The sequence below is a fragment of the Mesorhizobium sp. M0500 genome, from assembly GCF_040321165.1.
Classification (GTDB): domain Bacteria; phylum Pseudomonadota; class Alphaproteobacteria; order Rhizobiales; family Rhizobiaceae; genus Mesorhizobium.
Genome location: NZ_JAMYRB010000005.1, coordinates 51,346 through 77,495, shown reverse-complemented (window position 1 = coordinate 77,495; position 26,150 = coordinate 51,346). Strand labels below are relative to the sequence as shown.

General features: G+C 62.3%; 23 protein-coding genes. 18 read left to right on the top strand and 5 right to left on the bottom strand.

Annotated features, from left to right (window positions below):
* Positions 1-193: 193 nt before the first annotated feature.
* Entirely contained in the window at positions 194-322 is a 129-nt protein-coding gene (locus NKI70_RS11820) for a hypothetical protein (protein WP_352448433.1), read from the bottom strand.
* Between NKI70_RS11820 and NKI70_RS11815 the strand changes: the two genes are divergently transcribed.
* The 9 genes from NKI70_RS11815 to NKI70_RS11775 all read left to right on the top strand — a co-directional run bounded on the left by NKI70_RS11815 (position 309) and on the right by NKI70_RS11775 (position 11,655).
* The gene (locus tag NKI70_RS11815) at positions 309-1,625 is read left to right on the top strand and encodes a CmpA/NrtA family ABC transporter substrate-binding protein (RefSeq protein ID WP_352623312.1); all 1,317 of its coding nucleotides are present in this window, start codon (positions 309-311) and stop codon (positions 1,623-1,625) included. The two genes, NKI70_RS11820 and NKI70_RS11815, sit on opposite strands and share 14 nt — an antisense overlap.
* Positions 1,626-1,709: 84 nt before the next feature.
* Complete coding sequence (ntrB, locus tag NKI70_RS11810) at positions 1,710-2,606, top strand: nitrate ABC transporter permease (protein WP_352577824.1); 897 nt, start codon at positions 1,710-1,712, stop codon at positions 2,604-2,606.
* Positions 2,607-2,617: 11 nt separating this feature from the next.
* Positions 2,618-3,415 (top strand): ABC transporter ATP-binding protein, encoded by a 798-nt coding sequence (locus NKI70_RS11805; RefSeq protein WP_352577823.1) that lies wholly within the window; start codon positions 2,618-2,620, stop codon positions 3,413-3,415.
* A gap of 252 nt (positions 3,416-3,667) precedes the next feature.
* Entirely contained in the window at positions 3,668-4,006 is a 339-nt protein-coding gene (locus NKI70_RS11800; RefSeq protein ID WP_352568359.1) for a hypothetical protein, read from the top strand.
* A gap of 58 nt (positions 4,007-4,064) precedes the next feature.
* Positions 4,065-5,366, top strand: coding sequence for an MFS transporter (locus tag NKI70_RS11795; protein ID WP_352568357.1), 1,302 nt, complete (start codon positions 4,065-4,067; stop codon positions 5,364-5,366).
* A gap of 19 nt (positions 5,367-5,385) precedes the next feature.
* The gene (nirB, locus tag NKI70_RS11790) at positions 5,386-7,836 is read left to right on the top strand and encodes a nitrite reductase large subunit NirB (RefSeq protein ID WP_023676296.1); all 2,451 of its coding nucleotides are present in this window, start codon (positions 5,386-5,388) and stop codon (positions 7,834-7,836) included.
* 65 nt (positions 7,837-7,901) lie between these two features.
* Entirely contained in the window at positions 7,902-8,231 is a 330-nt protein-coding gene (gene nirD / locus NKI70_RS11785; protein WP_023676297.1) for a nitrite reductase small subunit NirD, read from the top strand.
* A 3-nt stretch (positions 8,232-8,234) separates the two neighbouring features.
* The gene (locus tag NKI70_RS11780) at positions 8,235-11,066 is read left to right on the top strand and encodes a nitrate reductase (RefSeq protein ID WP_352697119.1); all 2,832 of its coding nucleotides are present in this window, start codon (positions 8,235-8,237) and stop codon (positions 11,064-11,066) included.
* A 103-nt stretch (positions 11,067-11,169) separates the two neighbouring features.
* Positions 11,170-11,655 (top strand): hypothetical protein, encoded by a 486-nt coding sequence (locus tag NKI70_RS11775; protein ID WP_023676299.1) that lies wholly within the window; start codon positions 11,170-11,172, stop codon positions 11,653-11,655.
* 25 nt (positions 11,656-11,680) lie between these two features.
* On the opposite strand, the gene NKI70_RS11770 is transcribed toward NKI70_RS11775, so the two are convergent.
* On the bottom strand, positions 11,681-12,712 hold the full coding sequence (locus tag NKI70_RS11770) for a hydroxyacid dehydrogenase (RefSeq protein WP_352623309.1): 1,032 nt from the start codon (positions 12,710-12,712) through the stop codon (positions 11,681-11,683).
* A 177-nt stretch (positions 12,713-12,889) separates the two neighbouring features.
* On the opposite strand from NKI70_RS11770, the gene NKI70_RS11765 reads away from it, so the two are divergent.
* Both NKI70_RS11765 and NKI70_RS11760 read left to right on the top strand, forming a co-directional pair.
* Positions 12,890-14,326, top strand: a complete 1,437-nt coding sequence (locus NKI70_RS11765) for an aldehyde dehydrogenase family protein (protein ID WP_031211677.1) — start codon at positions 12,890-12,892, stop codon at positions 14,324-14,326.
* Positions 14,327-14,363: 37 nt separating this feature from the next.
* The gene (locus tag NKI70_RS11760) at positions 14,364-14,945 is read left to right on the top strand and encodes a DUF1349 domain-containing protein (protein ID WP_023676303.1); all 582 of its coding nucleotides are present in this window, start codon (positions 14,364-14,366) and stop codon (positions 14,943-14,945) included.
* Between the two features lie 41 nt (positions 14,946-14,986).
* Here NKI70_RS11760 and NKI70_RS11755 read toward each other — a convergent pair whose 3' ends face one another.
* Entirely contained in the window at positions 14,987-15,739 is a 753-nt protein-coding gene (locus NKI70_RS11755) for an SDR family NAD(P)-dependent oxidoreductase (protein WP_023676304.1), read from the bottom strand.
* A 328-nt stretch (positions 15,740-16,067) separates the two neighbouring features.
* Here NKI70_RS11755 and NKI70_RS11750 point away from each other — a divergent pair, with 328 nt between their 5' ends.
* Positions 16,068-17,339, top strand: coding sequence for an O-antigen ligase family protein (locus NKI70_RS11750; protein WP_352697117.1), 1,272 nt, complete (start codon positions 16,068-16,070; stop codon positions 17,337-17,339).
* Between the two features lie 125 nt (positions 17,340-17,464).
* Here the strand turns inward: NKI70_RS11750 and NKI70_RS11745 are convergent, their stop codons facing one another.
* A complete protein-coding gene (locus NKI70_RS11745) occupies positions 17,465-18,712 on the bottom strand; it encodes a polysaccharide biosynthesis/export family protein (protein WP_502897741.1) in 1,248 nt (415 codons plus the stop codon).
* 171 nt (positions 18,713-18,883) lie between these two features.
* Positions 18,884-19,561 carry a sugar transferase gene (locus NKI70_RS11740; protein WP_023676307.1) on the bottom strand — a complete coding sequence of 226 codons (678 nt, stop codon included), beginning with the start codon at positions 19,559-19,561 and terminating at the stop codon, positions 18,884-18,886.
* A gap of 558 nt (positions 19,562-20,119) precedes the next feature.
* Between NKI70_RS11740 and NKI70_RS11735 the strand changes: the two genes are divergently transcribed.
* From NKI70_RS11735 to NKI70_RS11710, 6 genes are all read left to right on the top strand, one after another.
* A complete protein-coding gene (locus NKI70_RS11735) occupies positions 20,120-20,440 on the top strand; it encodes an exopolysaccharide production repressor protein (RefSeq protein WP_352454700.1) in 321 nt (106 codons plus the stop codon).
* 455 nt (positions 20,441-20,895) lie between these two features.
* Positions 20,896-21,918, top strand: coding sequence for a glycosyltransferase family 2 protein (locus NKI70_RS11730; RefSeq protein WP_023676309.1), 1,023 nt, complete (start codon positions 20,896-20,898; stop codon positions 21,916-21,918).
* A gap of 270 nt (positions 21,919-22,188) precedes the next feature.
* On the top strand, positions 22,189-22,590 hold the full coding sequence (locus NKI70_RS11725; protein ID WP_023676310.1) for a hypothetical protein: 402 nt from the start codon (positions 22,189-22,191) through the stop codon (positions 22,588-22,590).
* Positions 22,591-22,722: 132 nt separating this feature from the next.
* The gene (gene exoK / locus NKI70_RS11720) at positions 22,723-23,589 is read left to right on the top strand and encodes an endo-1,3-1,4-beta-glycanase ExoK (RefSeq protein WP_502897739.1); all 867 of its coding nucleotides are present in this window, start codon (positions 22,723-22,725) and stop codon (positions 23,587-23,589) included.
* Positions 23,590-23,674: 85 nt separating this feature from the next.
* Entirely contained in the window at positions 23,675-25,006 is a 1,332-nt protein-coding gene (locus NKI70_RS11715; RefSeq protein ID WP_023676312.1) for a UDP-glucose dehydrogenase family protein, read from the top strand.
* A 31-nt stretch (positions 25,007-25,037) separates the two neighbouring features.
* Positions 25,038-26,117, top strand: coding sequence for a glycosyltransferase (locus NKI70_RS11710; RefSeq protein ID WP_352697115.1), 1,080 nt, complete (start codon positions 25,038-25,040; stop codon positions 26,115-26,117).
* The last annotated feature ends 33 nt before the right edge of the window (positions 26,118-26,150 follow it).

The window sequence follows — 26,150 nt, the reverse complement described above, 5'->3', positions numbered from 1 at the left end:
CGCTAATGAACAATCTTTGGCTTGCTCGCCCAGCGGGCCGGCGCGCCGACGATTTTGGCATGTCGTTGATCTCGTTGATGTTTGTCATCCATTCCGAAACTGGCACGGTTCCTGCGTTGCAATAGGCAGACTCTTCTCGGGTCACGGAATAGGCGTCCAATGGCGGGCGCTACAGGCAACGCTGCCGCTCAGGTCAACACGCGATCCCGGATGGACGGACGCGCGCGGCCTGGCCGGCGGCTTTTTTGTTTTGGTCGAACACGCAATCGACGGCGCCGATCCCAAGCCGCGCCCAACCGGAGATGACGATGACGAAAAGCACCAATAGCCATTCCGCCCAAACGGCGATCAGCCGCCGCGATTTCCTGAGGATCAGCGCGGCCACCGCGGCAACGCTGGCCGCGGCGCGTGCGCTGCTGCCCTCCGGCGCCTATGCGGCGCCCGCCGCGCCGGAAGTCACCGGCGCCAAGCTCGGCTTCATAGCGCTGACCGATGCGGCGCCGCTGATGATTGCCAAGGAGAAAGGCCTGTTCGAGAAATTCGGCATGCCCGACGTCGAGGTGCTCAAGCAGGCCTCCTGGGGGGCGACGCGCGATAATCTGGTGCTCGGCGGCGAAGCCAACGGCATTGACGGCGCCCATATCCTGACGCCGATGCCTTATCTGATGCACACCGGCAAGGTGACTCAAAACAAGCAGCCGCTGCCGATGGCGATCGTGGCCCGGCTCAACTACGACTGCCAGGGCATTTCTGTCGCCCAGGAATATGCCGGCACCGGTGTCGGCCTCGACGCCTCCAAGCTGAAGGACGCCTTCGCTGCGAAAAAGGCCGCAGGCAAGGAGGTGAAGGCCGCCATGACCTTCCCGGGCGGCACGCACGATCTTTGGCTGCGCTACTGGCTGGCTGCCGGCGGCATCGATCCCGACAAGGACGTCTCGACCATCGTCGTGCCGCCGCCGCAGATGGTCGCCAACATGAAGGTCGGCAACATGGACGTGTTCTGTGTCGGCGAGCCGTGGAACGAGCAGCTCGTCCACCAGGGCGTCGGCTTCACCGCCGCCACCACCGGCGAACTGTGGAAGGGCCATCCGGAAAAGGCGCTCGGCCTGCGCGCCGCCTTCATCGACAAGTACCCGAACTCCACCAAGGCGATCCTGATGGCCGTCATGGAAGCCCAGCAATGGTGCGAAGCCAAGGAAAACAAGGACGAGATGGCCGCCATCATCGGCAAGCGGCAATGGATGAACGTGCCGACTGCCGACATCATCGGCCGCCTCAAGGGCGACATCAATTACGGCAATGGCCGCGTCGCCAACGGCACCGATCTCTACATGAAGTTCTGGCAGGGCGGCGTGTCCTATCCCTTCAAGAGCCACGACAGCTGGTTCCTCGCCGAAAACATCCGCTGGGGCAAGTTCGCGCCGACCACCGACATCAAGGCGCTGGTCGCCCAGGTCAATCGCGAGGATCTGTGGCGAGAAGCGGCCAAGGATCTTGGTGTCGCCGCGGCCGATATCCCGGCGTCTTCATCGCGCGGCGTCGAGACCTTCTTCGACGGCAAGGTCTTCGATCCGGAGAACCCGTCCGCCTATCTCGACAGCCTGAAGATCAAGGCATCGGCCTGAACGGTGCAAACGGCGCTCGCGCCGTTTGTCGCCACAAGCGCAACGGCGCCGCTTGTCGCCAAATGCCAAAGGAACGTTCGAGAAATGTCTATCCAAGCCATCGAGGACCGCAAGGTGAAGCCGTTCCCCGCGCCTGCCAAGCCCGCCGAAATCATCGCCTTCACCGCCAGGGCGCGGCGCCGCTTCGACCCGGCCGCGATCGCAGGCAAGCTGGCCAGCACGCTGGTGCCGCCGGTCATCGTCATCACCATTATGCTCGTCGTCTGGCAGGTCGCCTGTTCGTCGCCCACAGCCAGCCTGCCACCGCCAAGCCAAGTTTGGAACGAGGCCTATGACCTGATCGCCCATCCGTTCTTCAACAATGGCCCGCAGGACATTGGACTCGCCTGGCGGGTGCTGATCTCGCTGCAGCGCGTCGCCATCGGCTTTGGCCTTGCGGCTGTCGTCGGCGTCGCGCTCGGCGCGCTGGTTGGCCAGTCGATCTGGGCGATGCGCGGTCTCGATCCGGTGTTCCAGATCCTGCGCACGGTACCGCCGCTCGCCTGGCTGCCGCTGTCGCTGGCGGCGTTCCGCGATTCCAGCCCGTCGGCGATCTTCGTCATCTTCATCACCTCGATCTGGCCGGTGATCATCAACACCGCCGTCGGCGTCCGTAACATTCCAGAGGACTATCGCAACGTCTCCCGCATCCTCAGGCTCAACCAGCTCGAATTCTTCGTGAAGATCATGGTGCCGGCCGCGGCACCTTACATCTTCACCGGCCTGCGCATCGGCATCGGCCTGTCGTGGCTGGCCATCGTCGCCGCCGAAATGCTGACCGGCGGCGTCGGCATCGGCTTCTTCATCTGGGATGCCTGGAACTCGTCGCGGCTGCCCGACATCATTGTCGCGCTCGCCTATATCGGCGTCACCGGTTTCTGCCTCGACCGCCTGGTCGCGGCGGTCGGCGCCTTCGTCACCCGCGGCACAACGGCAAAGTGAGGAGAGGGACGATGACGGCCTATCTGAAACTCGACCATATCGACAAATCCTTCGCCCGCGGCAGCCAGGTCAGCGACGTGCTGAAGGACATCCGGCTGACCATCGACAAAGGCGAATTCGTCTCGATCATCGGCCATTCCGGCTGCGGCAAGTCGACCTTGCTCAACCTGATCGCCGGCCTGACCAAGGTCTCGGCCGGCGCGGTTCTGTTGGATGACAAGGAGGTCGATAGTCCCGGCCCGGAACGCGCCGTGGTGTTCCAGAACCACAGCCTGCTGCCATGGCTCACCGTCTACGAAAACATCAATTTGGCAGTCACGAAGGTCTTTGGCCGGAGCAAGAGCCGGGCCGAGCGGCATGAATGGATCATCCGCAATCTCGATCTCGTTCAGATGGCGCATGCCAAGGACAAACGTCCGGCCGAGATTTCGGGCGGCATGAAGCAGCGCGTCGGCATCGCCCGGGCGCTGGCCATGGAGCCGAAGATCCTGCTGCTCGACGAGCCGTTCGGGGCGCTCGACGCGCTGACGCGCGCGCATCTGCAGGACGCGGTGATGGATATCCATTCGAGGCTCGGCTCGACGACGATCATGATCACCCATGATGTCGACGAGGCGGTGCTGTTGTCCGACCGCATCGTCATGATGACCAACGGCCCGGCGGCCACCATCGGCGAGGTTCTTGCCGTGCCGCTGGCCCGGCCGCGCCGGCGCATCGAGCTTTCCTCCGACCGCACCTTCCTGCGCTGCCGCGAGGCGGTGCTGAAATTCCTCTACGAACGCCACCGCTTCGTCGAAGCCGCGGAGTAAGGCCATAGCGGGAAAACTCGTCATCATCATTGGCAATCTGCATCGGCAATGGGCAATCTACCGCATTGCACAAATATTATGCTGCTGTGCAAGGCATTTTGACTAATCTTTGATCCGCTGCCGAGCTTGGTCAAAAGTCGCGCGGCTGCGGTTCATATTGATTTCATTCGATAATTAAGAGCGCTGTCGAATTGGCACGCTTCCTGCTTTCCAAAATGTAGGGTCCGCAAGGGCCAAGTGAAACGGCGTCCAATGGCGGGCGCCACAGGCAAAGCTGCCGCTCAGGTCCACACGCGCTCCCGGAACCCCGGACGCGAAGACCTGGCCGGCGGCTTTTTTGTTTTGACGCAATCGACGGCGCTGGTCCCAAGCGGCGCCCAACCGGAGACGACGATGACGAAACGGATTGGAACTGGCGCTTCCCTCGCGGACTTCACGCGCCGCGATTTTCTGGCCGTCAGCGCGCTGACGGCGGCGCTGTTCACCGCCGCGCTCCTCCTCTTTCCCGCCGGCGCCAAGACTGACGGCAAGGGTCTCGAAGTGACCGCGCAAAGGTCGGTTTCAACCAGTTCGCCGATGCTGCGCCGCTGACAGTCGCGAACGAACAGACAAGGGCGGTGCCTCCCACGCCGCAAACCGGAGCCAGAAAATGACCGCAAATCTCCCAGCCGCGCCCAGCCAGGACAGCGCTCCCCGGCAGGCGCTTGCCATGTCCACCATCGCCTTCACCGTCTGCTTCGCGGTGTGGACGATCTTTTCAATCATCGGCGTGCGCATAAAGCAGGAGCTGGGGCTGAACGAGACGGAGTTCGGCCTGCTCGTCGGCACGCCGATCCTCACCGGCTCGCTCGTCCGTATGGTGCTCGGTGTCTGGACCGACCGTTTTGGCGGACGGCTGGTATACACCGCGACCATGCTTGCGGCGGCGGTCGCGACCTTTCTGCTCGCTTTTGCGCACACCTACGGGCAGATGCTGGTCGCCGCACTAGGCGTTGGGCTCGCCGGCGGTTCCTTCGCCGTCGGTGTCGCCTATGTCTCGCGCTTCTTCCCGGCCGGCAAGCAGGGTACGGCGCTTGGCATTTTCGGTGTCGGCAATGTCGGCGCCGCGGTCACCAAGTTCCTGGCACCGTTCGTGCTTCTCTCCTGGGGCTGGCAGTCGGTCGCGCTGATCTGGGCGGCAGCACTCGTCGTCATGGCCGCCGTCTTCTGGTTCACGACCGGCGACGATCCAGTCATCCGCGAGCGCCGCGCCGGCAAGGCAGCGCCCGCGAGAAGCTTCTTGCAGGAATTCGCGCCGCTCAAGAACCTGCAGGTCTGGCGCTTCGCCTTCTATTATTTCTTCGCCTTCGGTGCATTCGTGGCGCTCTCGCTGTGGCTGCCCCGCTACCTGATCGGCGTCTACGGCTTCGGGCTTGCGACCGCCGGCATGATCGGGGCGGCCTATTCAATTCCGGCAAGTATTTTCCGCGCCTATGGCGGCGTGCTTTCCGACCGGATCGGCGCCCGGACCGTGCTCTACTGCACCTTCGCTGTCAGTGCCGTCGCGACTCTCGTTCTGTCTCTCCCCTCGGCAGACTACGTCGTGCGCGGTATCAGCGGGCCGATCGCCTTCCATTTCGAGATCGGCCCGCTGGCCTTCATAGCCGTTGCCTGTGTGCTCGGCTTCTTCATGAGCCTCGGCAAGGCCGCCGTCTACAAGCACATCCCGGCTTACTATCCGCAGAGTGTCGGCGCGGTCGGCGGCGTTGTCGGCATGATTGGCGGGCTCGGCGGCTTTATCCTGCCAATCGCCTTCGGCGTGCTCAACGACCTCACCGGCGTCTGGTCGAGCTGCTTCATGCTGCTCTTCGTCATCGTCGCCACCTGCTTTGCCTGGATGCATTCTTCCATCCGGCGGATGGAGCGCACGGCGTCTGACGAAGCTTCAGGCCTTTCCTACGCGGCTGAGTGAGACCGGAGTGGATCAGGACATGACCGAGAAACTCGTTATCATTGGCAACGGCATGGCCCCCGGGCGCATGCTGGAGCACCTCCTGGAAAAGGCGCCTGGGCGCTACCAGGTCACCATCTTCAACGCCGAGCCGCGCGTGAACTACGACCGCATCATGCTCTCGCCGGTTCTGTCGGGCGAAAAGGCCTATGAGGAGATCATCATCCATGGCGACGGCTGGTACATCAAGCACGGCATCACCCTCTACAAGGGCCACAAGATCGTCGCCATCGACCGGCAGGCAAAGACCGTCACCTCCGATCATGGCGTGACCGAGCCCTACGACAAGCTCGTCATCGCCACCGGCTCGGTGCCGTTTATCATTCCGGTGCCAGGCCATGATCTGCCCGGCGTGCTCACGTATCGCGATCTCGATGACGTCCGGGCGATGATGCTTGCCGCCCAGTCGCGGGCCAAGGCGGTGGTCATCGGCGGCGGCCTGCTCGGCCTGGAAGCGGCTGCGGGTCTGAACGCGCAAGGGATGGACGTCACCGTGCTGCACGTCATGCCGACGCTGATGGAGCGTCAGCTCGATCCGGCCGCCGGATATCTCCTGCAGCGCGCCGTCGAGCAGCGCGGCATCAAGGTCATCACCAAGGCCAACACCCAGGCGATCACCGGCAACGGCAAGGTGGAGCGGGTGGAGCTTGCCGACGGCACAGTCATTCCCGCAACGCTCGTCGTCATGGCGGTGGGCATCAGGCCGAATGCGGCGCTGGCGAAGGAAGCCGGCATTGCGGTCAATCGCGGCATCGTCGTCGACGCCGGCATGCGCAGCAACGATCCCGATATCTACGCAATCGGCGAATGCGCCGAGGTCAACGGCCAGGTCTACGGGCTGGTCGCGCCGCTTTACGAGATGGCGCGCGTCGCCGCCAGCCATCTGGCCGGCAATGAGGCGGCGGCTTTCGTCCACATGGACACGCCGACCAAGCTCAAGGTCACCGGCATCGAGCTGTTCTCGCTCGGCGACTTCGCCGAGGGCGATGACCGCCAGGAGATCGTGCTGCGCGATGCCGCGGCCGGCGTCTACAAGCGCCTGGTACTCAAGGACGACCGCATCATCGGCACCGTGCTCTATGGCGAGACGGCGGACGGCGCCTGGTTCAACGACCTCAAGAAGAAGCAGACCGACATATCCGAGATGCGCGATACGCTCATCTTCGGCCAGTCCTACCAGGGAGGCGCCCCACTGGACCCTATGGCGGCCGTTGCAGCCTTGCCGGATGATGCGGAAATCTGCGGTTGCAACGGCGTATGCAAGGGAAAGATCACCGGCGCGATCACGGCCAGGGGCTTGACCTCGCTCGACGACGTGCGCGCCCACACCAAGGCGTCGGCGTCCTGCGGCTCCTGCACCGGGCTGGTCGAAAAGCTGATGGTGCTGACCATCGGCGACAAATACAACCCCGCGGCGGTCCAGCCGATGTGCAGCTGCACCGCGCTTGGCCATGACGAGGTCCGCCGGCTGATCAAGGCCAAGGGCTTGAAGACCATTCCCGCCGTCATGCAGGAACTGGAGTGGAAGACCTCCTGCGGCTGCGCCAAATGCCGGCCGGCGCTCAACTATTATCTCGTCTGCGACTGGCCCGACGAATACGCCGACGATTACCAGTCGCGCTTCATCAACGAGCGCGTCCACGCCAACATCCAAAAGGACGGCACCTATTCGGTAGTGCCGCGCATGTGGGGTGGCGTCACCAACGCCGCCGAATTGCGCGCGATCGCCGACGTCGTCGACAAGTTCGAGATCCCGATGGTCAAGGTCACCGGCGGCCAGCGCATCGACATGCTCGGCATCCGCAAGGAAGACCTGCCGGCGGTATGGGCCGATCTCGGCCAGGCTGGCTTCGTCTCCGGCCACGCCTACGCCAAGGGACTGCGCACGGTGAAGACCTGCGTCGGCTCGGACTGGTGCCGCTTCGGCACGCAGGATTCGACCGGCTTGGGCATCCGTATCGAAAAATTCATGTGGGGCTCGTGGACCCCGGCCAAGGTCAAGATGGCGGTGTCGGGCTGCCCGCGAAACTGTGCCGAGGCGACCTGCAAGGATGTCGGCGTGATCTGCGTCGATAGCGGCTACGAGATCCATTTCGCCGGCGCCGCCGGTCTCGACATCAAGGGCACCGAAGTGCTCGGCCTGGTCAAGACCGAGGACGAGGCGCTGGAGCATATCGTGGCGTTGACGCAGATGTATCGCGAGCAGGGCCGCTATCTCGAGCGTATCTACAAATGGGCCAAGCGCGTCGGCATAGCTGAGATCAAGCGTCAGATCATGGACGATGGCGAGAAGCGCAAAGCCTATTTCGACCGCTTCGTCTTTTCGCAGAAATTCGCCCAGGTCGACCCATGGTCGGAACGTGCTTCCGGCAAGGACAAGCATGAATTCCGGCCGATGGCTTCGGTCGGCTTTGCCCAGGCGGCGGAGTAGGCGCGTGTTCCCGAAAAGTGGAATGCGTTTTCGGACAAGAACACGCGCAAAAGAGGAATAGCCACATGAACTGGGTATCGATAGGCACGCTCTCGGACATTCCGCGTCGCGGCGCGCGCTGCGTCGCCACGCCCGAAGGCAAGATCGCCGTCTTCCGCACGGCCGACGATCAAGTCTTCGCCATCGACGACCATTGCCCGCACAAAGGTGGGCCGCTCAGCCAGGGCATCGTCCATGGCACGGCGGTGACCTGTCCCTTGCACAATTGGGTGATCTCGCTGGAGACAGGCAAGGCGCTCGGCGCGGACGAGGGCGCGGTGCGCACCATTGCGGTGCGGATCGACGGCGAGCGGCTGTTCATTGCGCTGGAAGCGCTGGCCAGCCGCGCGGCGTGAACCATGCAGATTGATGAAGCGCGCGAGGTGAGGACCACCTGCCCCTATTGCGGGGTGGGTTGCGGCGTGCTGGCGAAGGTCGCCGCGGACGGTGAACTAACCGTTCGTGGCGACCCGGACCACCCGGCGAATTTCGGCCGGCTCTGCTCCAAAGGCTCGGCGCTGGCTGAGACCATCGACCTCGACGGCAGGTTGCTATACCCGGAGATCCGCGGTCGCCGCACCGACTGGGACGAAGCGCTCGACCTTGTCGCTTCGACCTTCTCGCAAACCATTGCCGAACACGGCCCCGGTTCGGTCGCCTTTTATGTTTCCGGCCAGTTGCTGACCGAGGACTATTACGTCGCCAACAAGCTGATGAAAGGCTTTATCGGCTCGGCCAATATCGACACCAATTCGCGCCTGTGCATGGCCTCGTCGGTCGCCGGCCACCGCCGCGCCTTTGGCTCGGACACCGTTCCGGGAAATTACGAGGATCTGGAACTTGCCGACCTGATCGTGCTGGTCGGCTCCAATCTCGCCTGGTGCCATCCGGTACTCTACCAGCGCATTGCCGCTGCCCGGGAAAAGCGGCCCGAGATGAAGGTGGTGCTGATCGACCCTCGCCGCACGATGACCTCAGACATCGCCGACATGCATCTGGCGATCGCGCCCGATGGCGACGTCGCTTTGTTCACCGGGCTGCTCGCCTATCTCGGCCAGCACAACGCGCTGGACCGCACCTATATCACGGCGCACACGACCGGCTTCGGGCAAGCGCTTTTCGCCGCCTCGGCGCTCGATCTTGCCGGCATCGCGGCTGCCACGGGTCTCAGTGAGGACGAACTGGCCCGCTTCTACAGCCTGTTTGCCGCGACGGCGAAGACGGTGACCGTCTACAGCCAGGGCGTGAACCAGTCGTCTTCGGGCACCGACAAGGTCAACGCCATCATCAACTGCCATCTAGCCACCGGCCGCATAGGCAAGCCCGGCGCCGGGCCGTTCTCGGTGACCGGCCAGCCCAACGCCATGGGCGGCCGTGAGGTCGGCGGCATGGCCAACATGCTGGCCGCCCACATGGAGATCGAAAACCCCGAGCACCGCGAACGCGTGCAGCGCTTCTGGAATGCCCCAACCGTCGCCGAAAAACCCGGCCTGAAAGCGGTCGAGATGTTCCAAGCGGTGGCCGACGGACGCATCAAGGCGCTGTGGATCATGGCCACCAACCCGGTCGATTCGATGCCGGACGCCGATGCCGTCGAGGCGGCGATCAGGGCCTGCCCGTTTGTTGTGGTCTCGGACGTGCTGGGCGAGACCGACACGGTCCGCCACGCCCATGTCCGGCTGCCGGCCACCGCATGGGGCGAAAAGGATGGCACCGTCACCAATTCGGAGCGCCGCATCTCGCGCCAGCGGGCTTTTTTGGCCAGGCCCGGCGAGGCAAGGCCAGATTGGTGGATCATCGCTGAAGTCGCCAAGCGGATGGGCTTCGGCGAGGCTTTTTCGCATGTGTCGCCGGCCGACATCTTCGCCGAGCACGCGGCGCTGTCGGGCTTCGAGAATGATGGCGTTCGCGATTTTGATATAGGCGCGTACGCCGGGATTGATGCACGGACGTATGAGGAGTTGGCGCCATTCCAATGGCCAGCGCCGAGCCAAGGCACCCCCCTCTGGCCTGCCGGCCATCTCCCCCTCAAGGGGAGAGATTGGATGTCGCCACCGGTTTCGCCAATCGTTGCCATTGCTGAAAAGGCGGTGCCGGCAAAGCCGCCAATCTCCCCCCTTGAGGGGGAGATGGCCGGCAGGCCAGAGGGGGGTGTTCAGGCTGGACATAGCTCAGCCAGCACCCGCTTCTTCGCCAACGGCAATTTCTACACGCCCGACGGCAAGGCGCGCTTCATTGCCATCCGCCCAGCCGCACAAACCCGCACCAACCCGGACTACCCGCTCGTCCTCAACACCGGGCGCGTCCGCGACCATTGGCACACCATGACGCGGACCGGCAAGAGCCCGCGCCTGTCGCAGCACATGGCCGAACCGTTCGTCGAAATCCACCCGGCGGATGCGCAGCACTATGGTATCGGCGATGCCGACATCGTGCGCGTCTCGACTGGCCATGGCGAGGTGCTGGTCCGCGCGCTGGTGACGGTGCGCCAACGCCAAGGCTCTGTATTCGTTCCGATGCACTGGACCGATCAGATCTCCGCCCGCGCGCGTGTCGATGCACTGGTCCCGCCGACGACCGATGCGATTTCAGGTCAGCCGGCCTCGAAGAACGTTGCCGCCCGCATCCAGCGGTTCGCCGCCACTGCCTTCGGCTTCGCCGTGCTTGCCGAACGACCCGCATCGATCGACGCCGATTACTGGAGCCTCGCCCGCTGCCCCGCCGGCTGGCGCCTTGAAATTGCGCTGCAGTCCGGCCGTGACTGGACCGGGTTTGCCGCCTCGCTGTTCGGCCTCGAAGGCGAGACGCTCGCCTATCACGACATCGCCGGCGGGCACCATCGCTTCGCCCGTTTCGCAGGCAATCGGCTGGTCGGCGCGTTCTATCTTGCGCCTACCCCGGTAGCGGTGTCGCGCGGCTGGGCGGTCGAACAACTTGGTGCTGACCATGCCGATCGGCAGGCGCGGCTGGCGATTGTCGCCGGGCGGCCGGGCGGCAACAGCGTCGACCGCGGTGCCATCGTCTGCGCCTGTTTCGGGGTCGGTGCCAACCAGATCGCGGAAGCGGTACGCGGCGGCTGTACCAGCGTCGCGGCAATCGGCGCCGCCCTTCACGCCGGCACCAATTGCGGCTCTTGCCGCGCCGAGATCAAGACCATTATCGACGGGCGGCGTCTGCAAGCTGCGGAGTGATGCGCCGAGGAACTCTGCCGCGCCGCTGCATGATGCTTACTAGCAATTTACAAACCATGGGCTACCAACGTTCTGACTTCGATTCGCTCGGAACGGGAGCCTCATGAGCAAAGCCCTGACCTCATTCGCGCTTGCCGCCGTGCTGACGGCCTTGCTGATGGCGCTCAGCCTGGCGGTGGCCAGGCATGGCTATCCCTATGGCGCGATCGGCGCCAAGCGCTTGAGCGACGTCGCCGATGCGGGGACGTTCATTCCGCTCGCGGCGATCTATTTTTTCAGCGCACTGCTGATGATGGTTCTGCCGATCAGGCTCGCTGGCATCGTCCTGACACATGCCGCCGATGCGATCTTCTGGACGGTCATCGTGTTGTTTGCGCTCATCGTTGGATGTCTCGCCGCGAGATTTGCTTTCGGTCAGCGCGATGTGCTCTCCGCACTCCTGAACTGGCGCTTCCTGTTTGTCGCAGGCGTCGTCGGATGCCATCTGTTCATCAACGAGCTGCGCCGCAACATCTTGTTGAGAAGCCTGTTCTTCGTCATCTTCGCCGCAGCGACACTGGCCTGCCTGTTTTGGTCCTTCACCGTCTGAGCATGTGCGACCGTCGGCAGGCGGCTTAATTCTTGTCGACCGGCTTCGAACGCATTCGCGAAACGGTCTCACGCTCGGCCCGCTTCGAACGCATCGGCGGCAGGCCGCGGTCGATCAGGTCCATGTCTTCCAGCACCATGTCGCCCATCCGCTTGAAGGCGATGTCAAGCGCGCCGGCCCGGTGGGCGGAGCGCAGGAACCCCGGCAACGTACGGACCGGGTGATCCTGGGCCAGAGGCTCCTCAGGAAAAACATCGCTGGCGGCGACGATATGGCCGCTGCGGACGACGTCCATCAGTGCCGGGAAATCGACCACGCCGGCTCGGCTGAGCAGGATGAAAGCGGCTCCCTTGCGCATCCTGGCAAACGCCTCGGCGCCGAGGAAGCCCTGGTTTTCGCTGGTCACCGAAGCGACGACGAAGACGAAATCGCTGTTCGACAGAACGTCGTCAAGAGAGGCCGGCTCGACGCCGTTTTCGATCAGGATCGACGGCGGCAGCCACGGGTCGAAGACTTTTGTCCGCGTGCGAAAGCCTGACAGCAGCCGGTTGAGCGCACGGCCAAGATCGCCGAAGCCGATAATGCCGACATCCGCGCCGGAAAGAAGCCGCGCCGTCCGGTTGCCGTCGCCGCCCCACAGCTCCTTGCCCTGACGAAATGCGAGATCGGCGTCGACGATTCCGCGGGCGAGGTTGAGCGCCATGGCAAGGCCGAGCTCGGCCACCGGCTCTGCAAACACCAGCCCGGTGGTGACGACATGGATGCCGCGCGAAAACAGCGCCTCGTACGGCATGTTGTCGATAAGGTTGCTCTCGACATTGAAGACGCAGCGCAGCGCCTTCATTTTCTCCAGCGTCTCCGGCGTGATCGGCGGCTGGCCGACAATGTAGCGCGCCTCGCCAAGGATATCGGCCGGCAGCGCCGCGACACCTTCAGGCGATGTTTCGACGATGCGGTATTTCGATCGAAATTTCGCCAGCGCAGCCGGCGTGAAGATCAGGTCGAGCGTGCGCGGTTCGGGTGCGCTGATCACCAGCGGCAAGGCGCTGTCGGACATGATACTTTACCTCCCGTGCGATCCGCGTCGCACCACACAAGAATCGTCTTTTCCCGCCCCCGACACCTATCACATGCCTGTCGAGAAGGAGAAGTTTGCCTTCTTCGGCCTTGCGGTGCGGCGGTCGGTGGTCCAGATAGACGGCGATCGAAGGACGACAAGGAAGACAGCAACATGATCCCGTTTCGAAAGAACCTCATCGATGGCGAGTGGGTAGGCGATGCCGGCTCCCGCAACATCAACCCGTCCAATCTCGACGACGTGGTCGGCGAATATGCATCGGGGGGCGCGGAGCATGCTCGGCAGGCCATCGCCGCGGCGAAAGCGGCATTTCCGGCATGGTCCCGATCGGGCCTGCTGGCACGCCATGCGGTGCTGAGGAAGACGTCGGACGAGATCACCGCGCGGAAAGATGAAATAGGCCGGGCGTTGGCGCGCGAAGAAGGCAAGACACTGGTCGAGGGCATCGGCGAGACTGTGCGGGCCGCCCAGATATTCGATTTTTTCGCCGGCGAGGCGTTGCGCCTGTCGGGCGAGCTGGTGCCAAGCGTGCGGCCCGGCGTCGGCGTCGAGATCACCCGCGAAGCGGTCGGCGTCGTCGGCATCATCACGCCGTGGAATTTCCCGATCGCCATTCCGGCTTGGAAAATCGCTCCGGCGCTGGCCTACGGCAACACCATCGTCTTCAAGCCGGCGGAACTCGTTCCGGAGAGCGCCTGGACCATTGTCGACATCCTGCACCGCGCCGGGCTGCCCAAGGGTGTGCTCAACCTGGTGATGGGCAAAGGTTCGGTGGTCGGCCAGGCCATGCTCGACAGTCCTGACCTCAACGCCATCACCTTCACCGGCTCGGTCGGCACCGGCAAGCGCGTCGCCGCCGCCAGCGTCGAGCACATGCGCAAGTTCCAGCTCGAAATGGGCGGCAAGAACCCGCTTGTGGTGCTCGACGATGCCGACCTTGCCGTCGCCGTCGACTGCGCCATCAACGGTGCCTACTTCTCGACCGGCCAGCGCTGCACGGCGTCGTCCCGGCTGGTGGTGACGGACGGCATCCACGACCGCTTCGTCGAGGTGCTCAAGGACCGCATGGCCAAGCTGATCGTCGGCGACGCTCTCGATGCCAAGACGCAGATCGGGCCGGTTGTCGACCAGAGCCAGCTCAAACAGGACGAGGACTATATCGCCATCGGACGTCAGGAAGGTGCCGATCTCGCCTTCGGCGGCGAGCGGCTCGATCGCGAAACCCGCGGCTTCTATTTGCAGCCTGCGCTGTTCACCGAAACCACCAACGCCATGCGCATCTCGCGCGAGGAGATTTTCGGCCCGGTCGCCAACGTCATCCGCGTCAAGGATTATGACGAGGCGCTGGCGGTGGCCAACGACACGCCGTTCGGGCTGACGTCCGGCATCTGCACCTCGAGCCTCAAGCATGCCACGCACTTCAAGCGCAATTCGGAAGCCGGCATGGTCATGGTCAATCTGCCGACGGCCGGCGTCGACTTCCATGTGCCTTTCGGCGGGCGCAAGGGATCGAGCTACGGCCCGCGCGAGCAGGGCCGCTATGCCGCAGAGTTCTACACCACGGTGAAGACCGCTTACACGTTTGCCGGCTAAGAAAAGGCGGCAGACCAGCCAGGCAGCGAGCAAGTCGATGGCATCTGAGAATACGGACCTGACCTGGCTCAATCCGCCGCCGCACCACGCCTTCGGCAACAATACGGTGCATGTACGGACCGGTGAGGAGACCGACTTCTGGCGCGAGACGTTCTACGGCTTCTGGCGCGACAATGGCCATTTCCTCTATCGTGAGGTCGAGGGCGATTTCAGCGCCGAAGTCACGGTCAAGGGGCACTATGAGGTGCTTTACGATCAGGCCGGGCTTATGGTCCGCCTGAGCGAGACGCACTGGATCAAGGCCGGCATCGAATACACCGACGGGCTGATGTATTTTTCCGTCGTCGTCACCAACGATGCCTCCGACTGGTCGCTGGCCAGCATTCCGGCCGATCCGGACGGGGTCAGGATCCGCATGACCCGCCATGCCGAGACGATCCGCGTCCAGTATCGCGACGCATCTGACAAGCACTGGAAACCGGTGCGGCTTGCCTATTTCCCGCCGTCGAAAACGGTCGATGTCGGCATGATGTGCTGTTCGCCGCAGCGCGAGGGCTTCGAAGTGACATTCAGCGATTTTTCGATCGGCCCGCCGATCTCGCGGGAGCTTCACGACTGAGGCGCCGCGATCCGGTCGGGCGGTTTGCGTCCGGCCCCGCCTCAGTAGGTCGCCCGGCCGCCGGAGACGTCGAAGACGGCCGCCGTCGTGAACGAGCATTCCTCGGACGCGATCCAGCAAATCAGCGCCGCCACCTCCTCGACCTCGCCGAACCGCGCCATCGGTATTTTGGACAGCATGAAGTCGATGTGTTGCTGGCTCATCTGCTGGAAGATCGCGGTGCGCACGGCCGCCGGCGTGACGCAGTTCACCGTTACTTTGGTCTTGGCCAGTTCCTTGCCGAGCGATTTGGTCATGCCGATCACCGCCGCCTTGGAGGTGCTGTAGGCCGAGGCGTTCGGGTTACCTTCCTTGCCGGCAATCGAGGCGATGTTGATGATCCTGCCGTAATTGCGTTCGAGCATATGCGGGACCAGCGCCTTGTTGCAGAAGAAGACGCCGTTGATGTTGATGTCGGTGACCCGGCGCCAATCCTCCACCGAATACTCCCAGGTCGTCATGTTCGGCCCGGTGATGGCAGCACTGGTGACAAGGACATCGACCGCGCCAAGCGCTTCGATCGTCTCTCCGGCGGCGGCTTCGACCGCTATGGGGTCGGCGACGTCTAAGGTGACGCTGTGCAGGCCTGGAACAATGGCCTTGGCCTGCTCGATCTGGGCGGCATCGCGATCCCAGACCGAAACACGCCCGCCTTCGTCAGTGATCCTTTGCGCGACGGCCAGGCCGATGCCTGAGGCGCCGCCGGTGATAACAGCAGATCGTCCGGCAAATCGTCCCGCGAAACTCATCGGCATGTGGTCTTCCTCCCAATGGGCGGCGAATGTGAAGTCAACGGCGGACAAGTTCAAGCGCGGACTTGCAACCTCAGAACAGCTTATGATGGGCCAGCACCGGTCAATTGTACGGCACTGCCTTCTGGCCAAATCGTCTCGCCCGGTATGGAGAGAACGGCTGGAACGACGCGCCCGGTTGGCATCCGGGTGACAGGCGGCGCCGGATGGGTTATATTGCATTGCACAATGCGAGCGCCTGCAGGCGAGGCTCCCATCGATCCGACGAATCGGCCCACGAGCGGCCCATGAAATCGGCATTGAGCTGCAAGGACGGAAAACCGCTATCGAGATGAAGATTCCAAAATCTCTGTTGATCGATCCGGACAAGAACACGGTCTATGGCAGCTTTGCCGTTGCCGTCTCGATCTGGGCGTTCTCCTACTCGACCATTTTCGGCCAGGCCATGATCCTGGCCTACTATGCAGTCTGGCTGCCGCTCATCCTGGTCGACTACCGCAAGATATTAAGGCACGCTTCCAGCGCCTGGCTTCCGCTGGCCTTTGCAACCTATGTCTGCTTCTCGGTGTTCTGGTCGGCAGCTCCCGGCACAACGGCAAGGACGGCCGTCCAATATTGCTCCCATATCGCCTGCGCCTACATTGCCGCGCGCACCATCAGCGTCCGGACCTTGACCATAGGCGCCCTGATCGGGATCTTCGTCGTCCTGCTCTACTCGCTCAAGGTCGCGAGCTATTCCTACGACGTTCTCGATGGGACGTATAATTTCGTCGGCGCGTTCAGCTCCAAGAACCAGATCGGCTTTGTCGCATCGCTTGGCATCTATTTCTGCGTTGTCTACCTCGCCTTTCTCAGGCGCGGCCGGATAAGCTGTTTGTTGATCGTACCGATTGTCCTTCTATCGGGCTATCTGCTGGTGGTGTCGCATTCCGCCACTTCGATGGCATCTACCCCCGCGGTTCTCGCTCTGGTCGCCCTGCTTTCCATCGGCAAGCTGCTTTCGCTCCGCCATCGCCGGGTGATTTTCATGATCGGTGCGGGCGGGCTGGTCGCCTGCACCGTGATTGCGCTGAATCTCGGGCTGATGGACTTTGTCCTTGGCCTTTTCGGCAAGGATTCGACGCTCACCGGACGAACCTACCTCTGGCAACAGGGCTGGAATGCCGCGCAGCAATCGCCCATCCTCGGCGTCGGCTACGCGGCTTATTGGGTGCAGGGCTTCTCCGAGGCCGAGCGGCTGTGGAACGAATTCTATATCGCCGCGCGAAGCGGCTTCCACTTCCACAACACCTACATCGAGACCTTGGTGGAACTCGGCTTCGTCGGCGCGACACTGCTTTCGCTGATCATCGTGCGCACGCTCTGGGGTCACGTCTCGGCGCTGATATTCAGGACATGGCAAGCCGACTCCGTGATTCTTGCCGGTGTCATGGTGCTTCTGTTCATCCGATCCTTCGTCGAGGTCGAGACCCTCAATCCCTACATCATGGGATCGTTCCTGCTGTACTACAGCTACTTCAAGCTGGTGAGGGTGCCGGCCGTCGCTCCTTCCCGGTGGAGCGCCGTGAACCATCTCGAGGAGCCGGACGCGGTGGGAGGCTAGAGCGGGCGGATCCAGGCGGTTCGTTGCCCGAAGGCCGCCTTGTTTTCTGAACCATAAGATCCCAAACGCAAAAAACCCGCAGACCGCTGCCTGCGGGGTTGGTGCTTTGCTCCGGTGGAAAGAAGCTACTGGATGGCCAGGGGCGCCGGTTTGACCTTGATCACGTCCCCTGGCAGCACCGGCGTGTCTTCATCGGCGGTGATTTCGCTGGTCTTGCCGTCGACCACCCGCACCAGGGAAAATGACAAGGCCGCTGGTTGGTTGCTGCCGTAGAATTGCGGCATGGGGCTGCCCGACAAGGCTTCGGACATCAAAGCCTTTTCCATATTCAGCTTCAGCGTCGCCTCGTTGAGATCGGCTTCCGTCTGTTGCCGGTCGGTCGCGAGGCTGGAGTTCTGGGTGTTCTCGAGATCGATGGCGTCCTGGGTGGCCTTGCTGATCGACTGCTTGGCCGTGAGAATCGCCGTTTCGTAATCCAGGATCTGGCCCTCGAGGTCGGCGATGGTTTGCTGCGAGTTCAAAACCCGCGTGTTGACGACCAGCCCCTTTTGCGCCAGCGAGCCGATGCCGTTGAGCTGCTCCTTCGCCAGATCAACCTGCTTCTGCTGGTTGACGATCTTTTTCTGCAGCGAATCGATCTCGCTTTGCAGCAGTGCCTTCAAATCGTCGAGCGCCTGCAAGCGCAGCTTGAGTTTCTTCTGGTCGGCCGCCAGGATCGCCGTCTCATCGGCAACGATGCTGGGCAGCTTCGGATCGTCGGCCACCTCTTTCGGCACCGCGAATGTCGGCTTGTCCGCTAGTTCCGCTTCGATGCGGGCGCGCTTGACGGTCAGCCTGACCAATTGGTCTTGTAGTACGTCGAAATTGCCCTTGGCATTGATCAGGTCGCGGTCGTAGCGCTGTCCGCTCTCCGGGTTCCGCCGGGCTCCGCCGGCAATGCTCATCGCTTTCAGCACGGACAACCCAGGCACACAAGGATACTGGCCGGGCGATTGCACCTCGCCAGAGATGTAGAATGGCCGGTACTGCGCCATTTCGACGGAAGCCTCCGGCTTGTCGGCCAGAGCGAGCTTGCGCTGCAGCGCCTCACCGAGCGATGCCGCGATCTCCGAAGTCGTCTTGCCGGATGCGGGCATCTCGCCGACGAAGGGAACCGACAAGGTTCCAGCGGGGCCGACCGTGTATTCTCCATTGATGGCCGACCAGTCACGGAACGTGCCTTCGACGGTCTGCCATTCCGCCACGCGGATGGTCAGCTTGTCCTGTGCTCCTAGGCGATAGTCGTCGGCGAAGGCAAACTGTGGCAGGGCTAGCGACAGCGTCAGGCCGGTCGCCATTGTAAGGCAAGTCGTCAAAAGCCGTACTCGCCGCATGCGTCTGGAGAGAATGCCGGTGCAAAAGATATCGATTATATCTGCTTTCAACTGAGCGTTTCCGATCTGGTTTGCCCCGCCCGATGAGCTGCCGATGCCTGAGTTAGGGGCCTGAGTTCTGGGCCCGAATTCTGGACAGTCGCTCCTCGATGCACGGCCAGCAAGCGGCCGTCAGTAGCAGCCTCGCGACATCCAGACCGCAGGTACGGTCTTGATGATGATGCGAATGTCTTCGAACATCGACCAGTTCTCGACATAGTGCCTGTCGAATGCGACGCGGCTGTCATACGAAACATCGTTGCGTCCGCTGACCTGCCAAAGCCCGGTGAGGCCGGGGCGCGATTTCAGGTAATAGACGGCCGAATTGCCATATATCTCCAGCTCATCGCGCACCACGGGACGAGGCCCGACCAGGCTCATATCCCCCTGCAGGATGTTGATGATCTGCGGCAACTCATCGAGGCTGAGCTTCCTCAGCACCGCTCCGACGCGCGTGATCCGCGGGTCGTTCTTCAACTTGCGGGTCGCTATCCATTCGGCGTTGGCCTCCGGATTCGCGGCGAGATAGGCAGCAAGCACCCGCTCGCCGTCTGGAACCATGGTGCGGAACTTGAGGCACGGAAAAATCCGTCCTCCGCGGCCGATTCGGCTGTGACCATAGAAAATCGGCCCGCCATCGGAAAACCTGACAAGCAGCGCTATCATTACGAACAGCGGGCTGAGAGCGACCAGGCCGATCAGCGAACCGACAATATCGAAGCTGCGTTTGAGCAGGCCGCCAATCGGTGGCGGAAAATCGACGCCGGCCTGCGAAAAATCCGCATCGGCCGGCTTGGCTACGTCCCTCATGCGTAAACTCCATACGTTGAACGGATGGTTTACCGCACGATACCAAAAAAATGTTGCAGCGCAACACACAATTTCTCAGACGGCTGTAATAGTCGCGTCATGAACTGACTAAATAATAAACTCGTCCTGCACAAAATTTCCCATTTATGTCGCAAAAGAGACAGATTATGGGCAATTTTGGAAAAGCTAGTCCAATTTTTGGGCTGATTTTAGGCGAATCGCTCTTTATACCCTCCTGTGGAGCTTTGCCGTCATTTAGAATTTCAAGATAATGACTGATGTTATGATAAAATACTATTCAATATTATGAATCATACTGGAGCGAGTCGATATCCGGCAATCAGTGGTGATGCCGACGTGTGCGTTGCACCATGGCAGAGTCGATCCCGAGGATTCGTTTAAAATTTATTCCGCAGCTGCCCTTGCCGCCTATTGCGCGGCTCAATAGAGTTGTAAATTGTTTCTGTCGGACTATGGACAGATTGGGCTAGGCCGGAAGCAACCGGCCAGACGCGGGCAACCTAAATAAGCTCGCAGAGTTTAAGGGAGGTGCTCGGGGTGGGCTTGTCGACATTTTTTCCCGAGCCGGTTGATGGGCTATCGGGTATGTCACTGCCAAAGTTCATTATCGGAATGTGTTTTGCGCTGGCGATCGTGATCGTCTGGTCCTATTTGGGCGGCGCCTCGCTCGGTACGACGCTGTTTCGCGTCATCGGCTGTGCCATAGTCATCCAACTGGGTTATTTTCTGCTGGTCTTTGCCATGGTCGCCAGAAATGCCCCGACCCCGGCCGACAAAATTCGCGACGCTGAACGAAAGCTGAGTTCGAACGAAGCGGCCGAAGGCGAGAAACTCAGCGCCAGGAGAGGCCTTCACTGATTTCGGGCCTGGCCGCGGTCTGCGATGTCCATATGACCTGTGGTTAAGCTCGCCGGTCCTCTGACGAATTGCTCGCCTCAACAACACCGGCAGTCGGCATTCCTGTTCTTTCAATTCCTTGACACTGCGGGCCTCGACGCGCTCGCTCCGCCCCGCCGCCGTCCGGTCGGCGAGGATCAGCAACTGGTTTCTGCCAGTCGAGCGCTCTATAGAGCGTGTAGGAACGGCTCTGCCAAAGCGGCGCATTTCTGGAGCCATCCCGATTGAGGCTCGCCGCCTGCCCAACCGGGCCATGACACCCAGCAAAATGAAAAACTGGACGGCGCCGATGATTTTGGCGATGCTTGCTTCGCACTTGCAGCATAGGCGTTTGGGCCGATGCATTTCAGAATGGGCGGTGGGGCATTGAGCGGACGGGGCGAGGAAATCCGCAACGACTTCTGCAATCGAGAGGCATGTCCATGACATCATTCCAGGTCTGCGTGATCATCGCCGCCCGCAATGCGGCGCGGACAATCCCGGCTGCCATTGCATCGGCATTACGCGAGCCTGAGGTTGCGGAAGTTGTCGTCGTCGACGACGCGTCCACCGACGATACCGCGAAAGTCGCCCACGCGGCCGGCGACGGCACGGGCCGCCTTTCCGTCATCCGCTTCGACGTCAATCGCGGCCCATCCTTTGCACGCAACGCCGCGATAGCCGGTTCCAGGTCGCCGTTCATCAGCATTCTGGACGCTGATGATTTCTTTTTCGAAGGCAGGTTTCACAGACTGTTCGCCAGCACCGATTGGGATTTCGCCGCAGACAATATCATGCTTGTCAGGGATGACGCGGCAACCGACGTTTCGAAAATCGTTGCTCCACCGTTCTCGCCCGAGCCGGAATTCCTCGATTTCGAGGGTTTCATCGACGCCAACATCTCCAGGCGCCGTGTGCAACGCGGGGAACTGGGCTTCCTCAAGCCAGTGATCAGCCGCGCCTTTCTCGATCGGCATGGGCTGCGCTACGACGAGAAGCTGCGCCTGGGTGAAGACTATGAACTCTATGCGCGCGCGGTTGCCCATGGCGCGCGCTTCAAGGTCATCAAATCCTGTGGCTACGGCGCGATCGTGCGCGCCGATTCGCTGAGCGGACGGCACAAGACCCAGGACCTGAAGCATCTGGCCGATGCCGACCTGGCACTGCTTGCGATCGACAGTTTGCCGGAGGCATCGAAGGCTGCGCTGAGAAGGCACGAGCGGCACATCCGCGACAAATACCGGTTGCGGAAGTTTTTAGACGTGAAGGCTGAGCGCGGGCTGGCGCCGGCCGCGGCCTACGCCTTGGCCGGCTCGTCCAACCTCACAGCCGTCGTCCGCGGCGTCGCCTCCGATAAGCTGGATGCGCTGTTTCGCCGCGCCGGCCTCGCCGCGAAGCGTCAGCATGTGCCGCCGCTGCGCTTCCTCATGGCCGGAACCAGCACGGCCAGCGAAAGCTAGGCCCGTCAACGTGCGACGGCGGTAGCTACTCCCTTACCCTTCGGTCGGCTCGGACGGTTTCAACGAGATTCATGAGTTTACGATCTAGGTGGTTGCCTATCCGCGCAGGGAATGGCAATCTATGTTGCGGTGCAGCAATTTTGGACGGCCAACCGAACTGGCCCAAGATATCCCCCTGTCAGAGGAGCTGGACGATGCAAGAAATGTCTTTTGAACGCGGACGGGCGCCAAGGCCGGTCACCAGCTCGACGATGATGGGGCGCTGACTGCATGGCCTCGATCTTTCGCTTCCGATCGAGAGATCCGGCGCGCGACACGCAGACCGACACCTCGCGCCTCGATCGCTTGGCAAAGCTGCTGGACCAGATCTCGGCCGAGGTCGAGGCAGAGAAGAACGGGCTTGAGAACCGCTACAGGACAACGGCTACCAATGCCGCCTTCCTGGTCGAGGCCATGGAGAACGGAGCGGTCTCCTCCCGCAAGTCCTCCGAAGTCGGCGAACTGACCAGGTCGATCCTGAATTGCGAGCGACGCATCGCGGCGCTCTCGCGCCAGAAGCAGATGATGAAGGATCTCCGTCATTCGCTGGATGAAATCTTCGATGAGAATCGGCAGAACGGCCCCGACATAAGGACCGATTTTGTGAAGCCCGCCGATTCCGGCACAGGCTGAGCGAACACCCCGAGTCGGCGCAATGGTTTTAGGCACAACACGGAGCTTGGGAGCGACAGAGGTCAAGATCAGGTTGTTTCGTCACGGTTCGAACGATCGCTTTGGGGGCGCACAGCACAAGGTGAGTTTGATATGAACGCAGATCCTAAAAGCACGCCCGCCCCGGCAACCCGAGGCACCCCGTTCACGCGCCCGATCCCAGGCAAGCTGCGGCGGCTCCGTTCAGACGGCGCGTTTCTGCTGGTCGTTCTCGGCAGCATGGTTGCGGGCCTGGTCCCCGTGCGCGCCCAGGATCTCCCAACCGCGCCGTCCTTTGTCGATGATTTCACCAGCCTCAGTCGCGCGCGCTGGTACATTTCCGACGGCTGGACGAACGGCAAGCATCAGAACTGCACCTGGTCCAAAAGCCTGATCGGGCTTTCCGACGGCATGCTGACGCTCGGTTTCGAGAAGCGCAAGCTGAAGGATCGCGAATTCGCCTGCGCCGAGATCCAGACCAAGCAGCGCTTCGGCTACGGCACTTACGAGGCGCGGATGAAGACCGACACGGGCTCCGGCGTCAACGCGGCATTCTTCAGCTTCGTCGGCGATGCCGACAAGCAGCCGCATGATGAAATCGACTTCGAGGTGCTGACCAAGGACACGTCCAAGGTTCAGGTCAACGCCTACATAGCCGGCAAAGGCAAGAACGAGAAACTGGTCGACGTCGCTGGCGGCACCGACAAGGCCTTCAACGACTACGCCTTCGTCTGGGAAAAGGACCGGCTGCGCTGGTATGTCAACGGCAAGCTTGTCCACGAGATCACCGATCCGGCGAAGCTGCCCACCCATTCGCAAAGGATCTATTTCAGCCTGTGGGGCAGCGATACAATGAAGGGCTGGATGGGGCCGTTCTCCGATCCCGGCCGCAAGCTCACCATGCAGGTGGATCGCGTTGCATTCACCGCACTTGGCCAGCCCTGCCAATTCCCCGAATCGCTGGCATGCAAGACAAACTAGAAGCGCATCTGAACCGGCCGGGCCGAAGGTGGTCGGAAAACCGAAGCTTGAACAGGCCCGAAACCTTGAACAGGAATGAAACCGAATGAATTTGACTGTCTTTGGAATCGGCTATGTCGGTCTTGTACAGGCGGCGGTGCTTGCCGAAGTCGGCCATCAGGTGGTCTGCGTCGACATCGATGCAAAAAAGGTCGAGCGGCTCAACCAGGGTCATGTCCCGATCTTCGAGCCTGGGCTCGAAAGCATGGTCAAGGAGAACCATGCCGCCGGCCGCATCAAGTTCACCACCGACGCCGCCGCGGCGATCAAGCATGGCCAGATCCAGATGATCGCCGTCGGCACGCCGCCGGGCGAGGATGGTTCGGCCGACCTCAAATATGTGCTGGCCGTCGCCGAGGCCATCGGTCGTGAGATGGACGAGCCCAAGATCGTCGTCGGCAAGTCGACCGTGCCCGTCGGCACCTGCGAAAGGATAAAGGCCAGGATCGCCGCAACGCTGAAGGCGCGCGGGCGCGAGGATCTGGCTTTCGACGTCGCCTCCAATCCGGAATTCCTCAAGGAAGGGTCCGCTGTGAGCGACTGCATGAAGCCCGACCGGATCATCGTCGGCACCAGCAACGAGGACACCGAGGCGGTGATGCGCGAGCTCTACGCGCCGTTCAACCGCAACCACGAGAAGATGATCGTGATGGATGTGCGCAGTGCCGAATTCACCAAATACGCGGCCAATTGCATGCTGGCGACCAAAATCAGCTTCATGAATGAAATGGCCAACCTGGCCGAGCAACTGGGCGCCGACATCGAGGAGGTCCGCAAGGGCATCGGCAGCGACCCGCGGATCGGCTACCACTTCATCTATCCGGGCCTCGGCTATGGCGGCTCGTGCTTCCCGAAGGATGTGCGTGCCCTGATCAAGACCGCCGAGGCCGTCAAGTTCGACGCCAAGCTGCTGCGTGCCGTCGAGGAGCGCAACAACCAGCAGAAGTCGGTCCTGTTCGAGAAGGTGGACCGCTATTTCAAGGGCAATCTCAAAGGCAAGACATTTGCGCTGTGGGGCTTGGCCTTCAAACCCAATACCGACGACATGCGCGAGGCCCCGGCCCGCACGCTGATGGAAGCGCTCTGGGCCGCCGGTGCCAATGTCCAGGCCTACGATCCCGAGGCGATGCAGGAATGCCAGGCAATCTACGGGCTGCGCGACGACCTGCAACTGTGCGGCACCAAGGAGGCCGCGCTGCGAGGCGCCGACGCGCTCTTGATCGTGACCGAGTGGAAGAGCTTCAGCGCGCCGTCCTTCGATGCGTTGAAGAACGCGCTGACCACGCCCGTCATCTTCGACGGACGCAATCTCTACGACCCCAAGGTCATCGCCCGCCACGGCATCGAATACCACAGCATCGGCAGAATGGCTGCGTGACGATAGGGCGGTCCAGCAAGGAGCCAGGTCCATGAAAGTTCTGTTTGCAGGCGGCAACGGCTACACGCCGCAGTTCAGCGGTGGCGTTCAGTCGAGCACGCATCATCTGGTCGAGCAGCTGCGCGAGCACGGTCATGACGCCTCGGTTCTGGCGGCGCTGTTCGGTGACGGCATGTTCGGCTTCAAGGCGCGCGCCAAGATGAAGCTGCTTCGTCAGCGAGCGGTCATCGACAGCTATCCCGGCTATCCGGTCGTGCGGGCATGGTTTCCCTGGGAGGCGGCGCGCTTCGCGGTCGAACGGCTCGATCCCGATGTCGCCGTCGTGCAGTGCCACAAATCGGTGCCGATCGGAAAGGCGCTGCAGGCGCTCGGCGTGCCGCTGGTGGTCTATCTGCGAAACGTCGAATTCCACGAACTGGCCGGCGACCTGCGCGAATTGCATTCGGCGCTTTATATCGCCAACTCCGAATTCACTGCGCGCACCTATAAGGAAAGGTTCGGCATCGATTCGACCGTGATCCCGCCGACCATCAATCCCGGGCTCTACAGCACGCCGACCACCGGTGAGTTCGTCACGCTGATCAATCCTTACAATGAAAAAGGGTTCGAACTCGCCGTGCGCATCGCCGGCCAATGCCCAGAAATTCCGTTCCTGTTCGTCGAAAGCTGGAAGCTCGACGACGACCATCGGGCGCAGATCGAACAGATCATCGCCCCGCTGCGCAACGTCAGGCTGGAAAGCCGCACCAGCGACATGAAGACCGTCTATGGCCGCACCAAGATTCTGGTGGCGCCCAGCAAATGGGAAGAGGCTTGGGGGCGGGTGGCATCCGAGGCCCATTGCAGCGGCATTCCAGTCGTCGGGTCCCGTCGCGGCGGCCTGCCGGAAGCGATTGGCGCCGGCGGCGTGGTGCTCGACTATGACGCACCGCTCGACGACTGGGTCGCCGCGGTCAGGCGACTATGGAGCGACAAGGCCGAGTACGATCGGCTGTCGGCGGCGGCGCAGCTGTTTTCGGAGCGGCCGCAAATGAACCCCGACGGCCAGTTCGCGACTTTTCTCGGCGTTCTCGACCGCGCCAGGCAAGGCGCGCTGGAGCGTGCCGCCTGATGCATTTCGTCCAAAACCATGCACGTTGCCCAA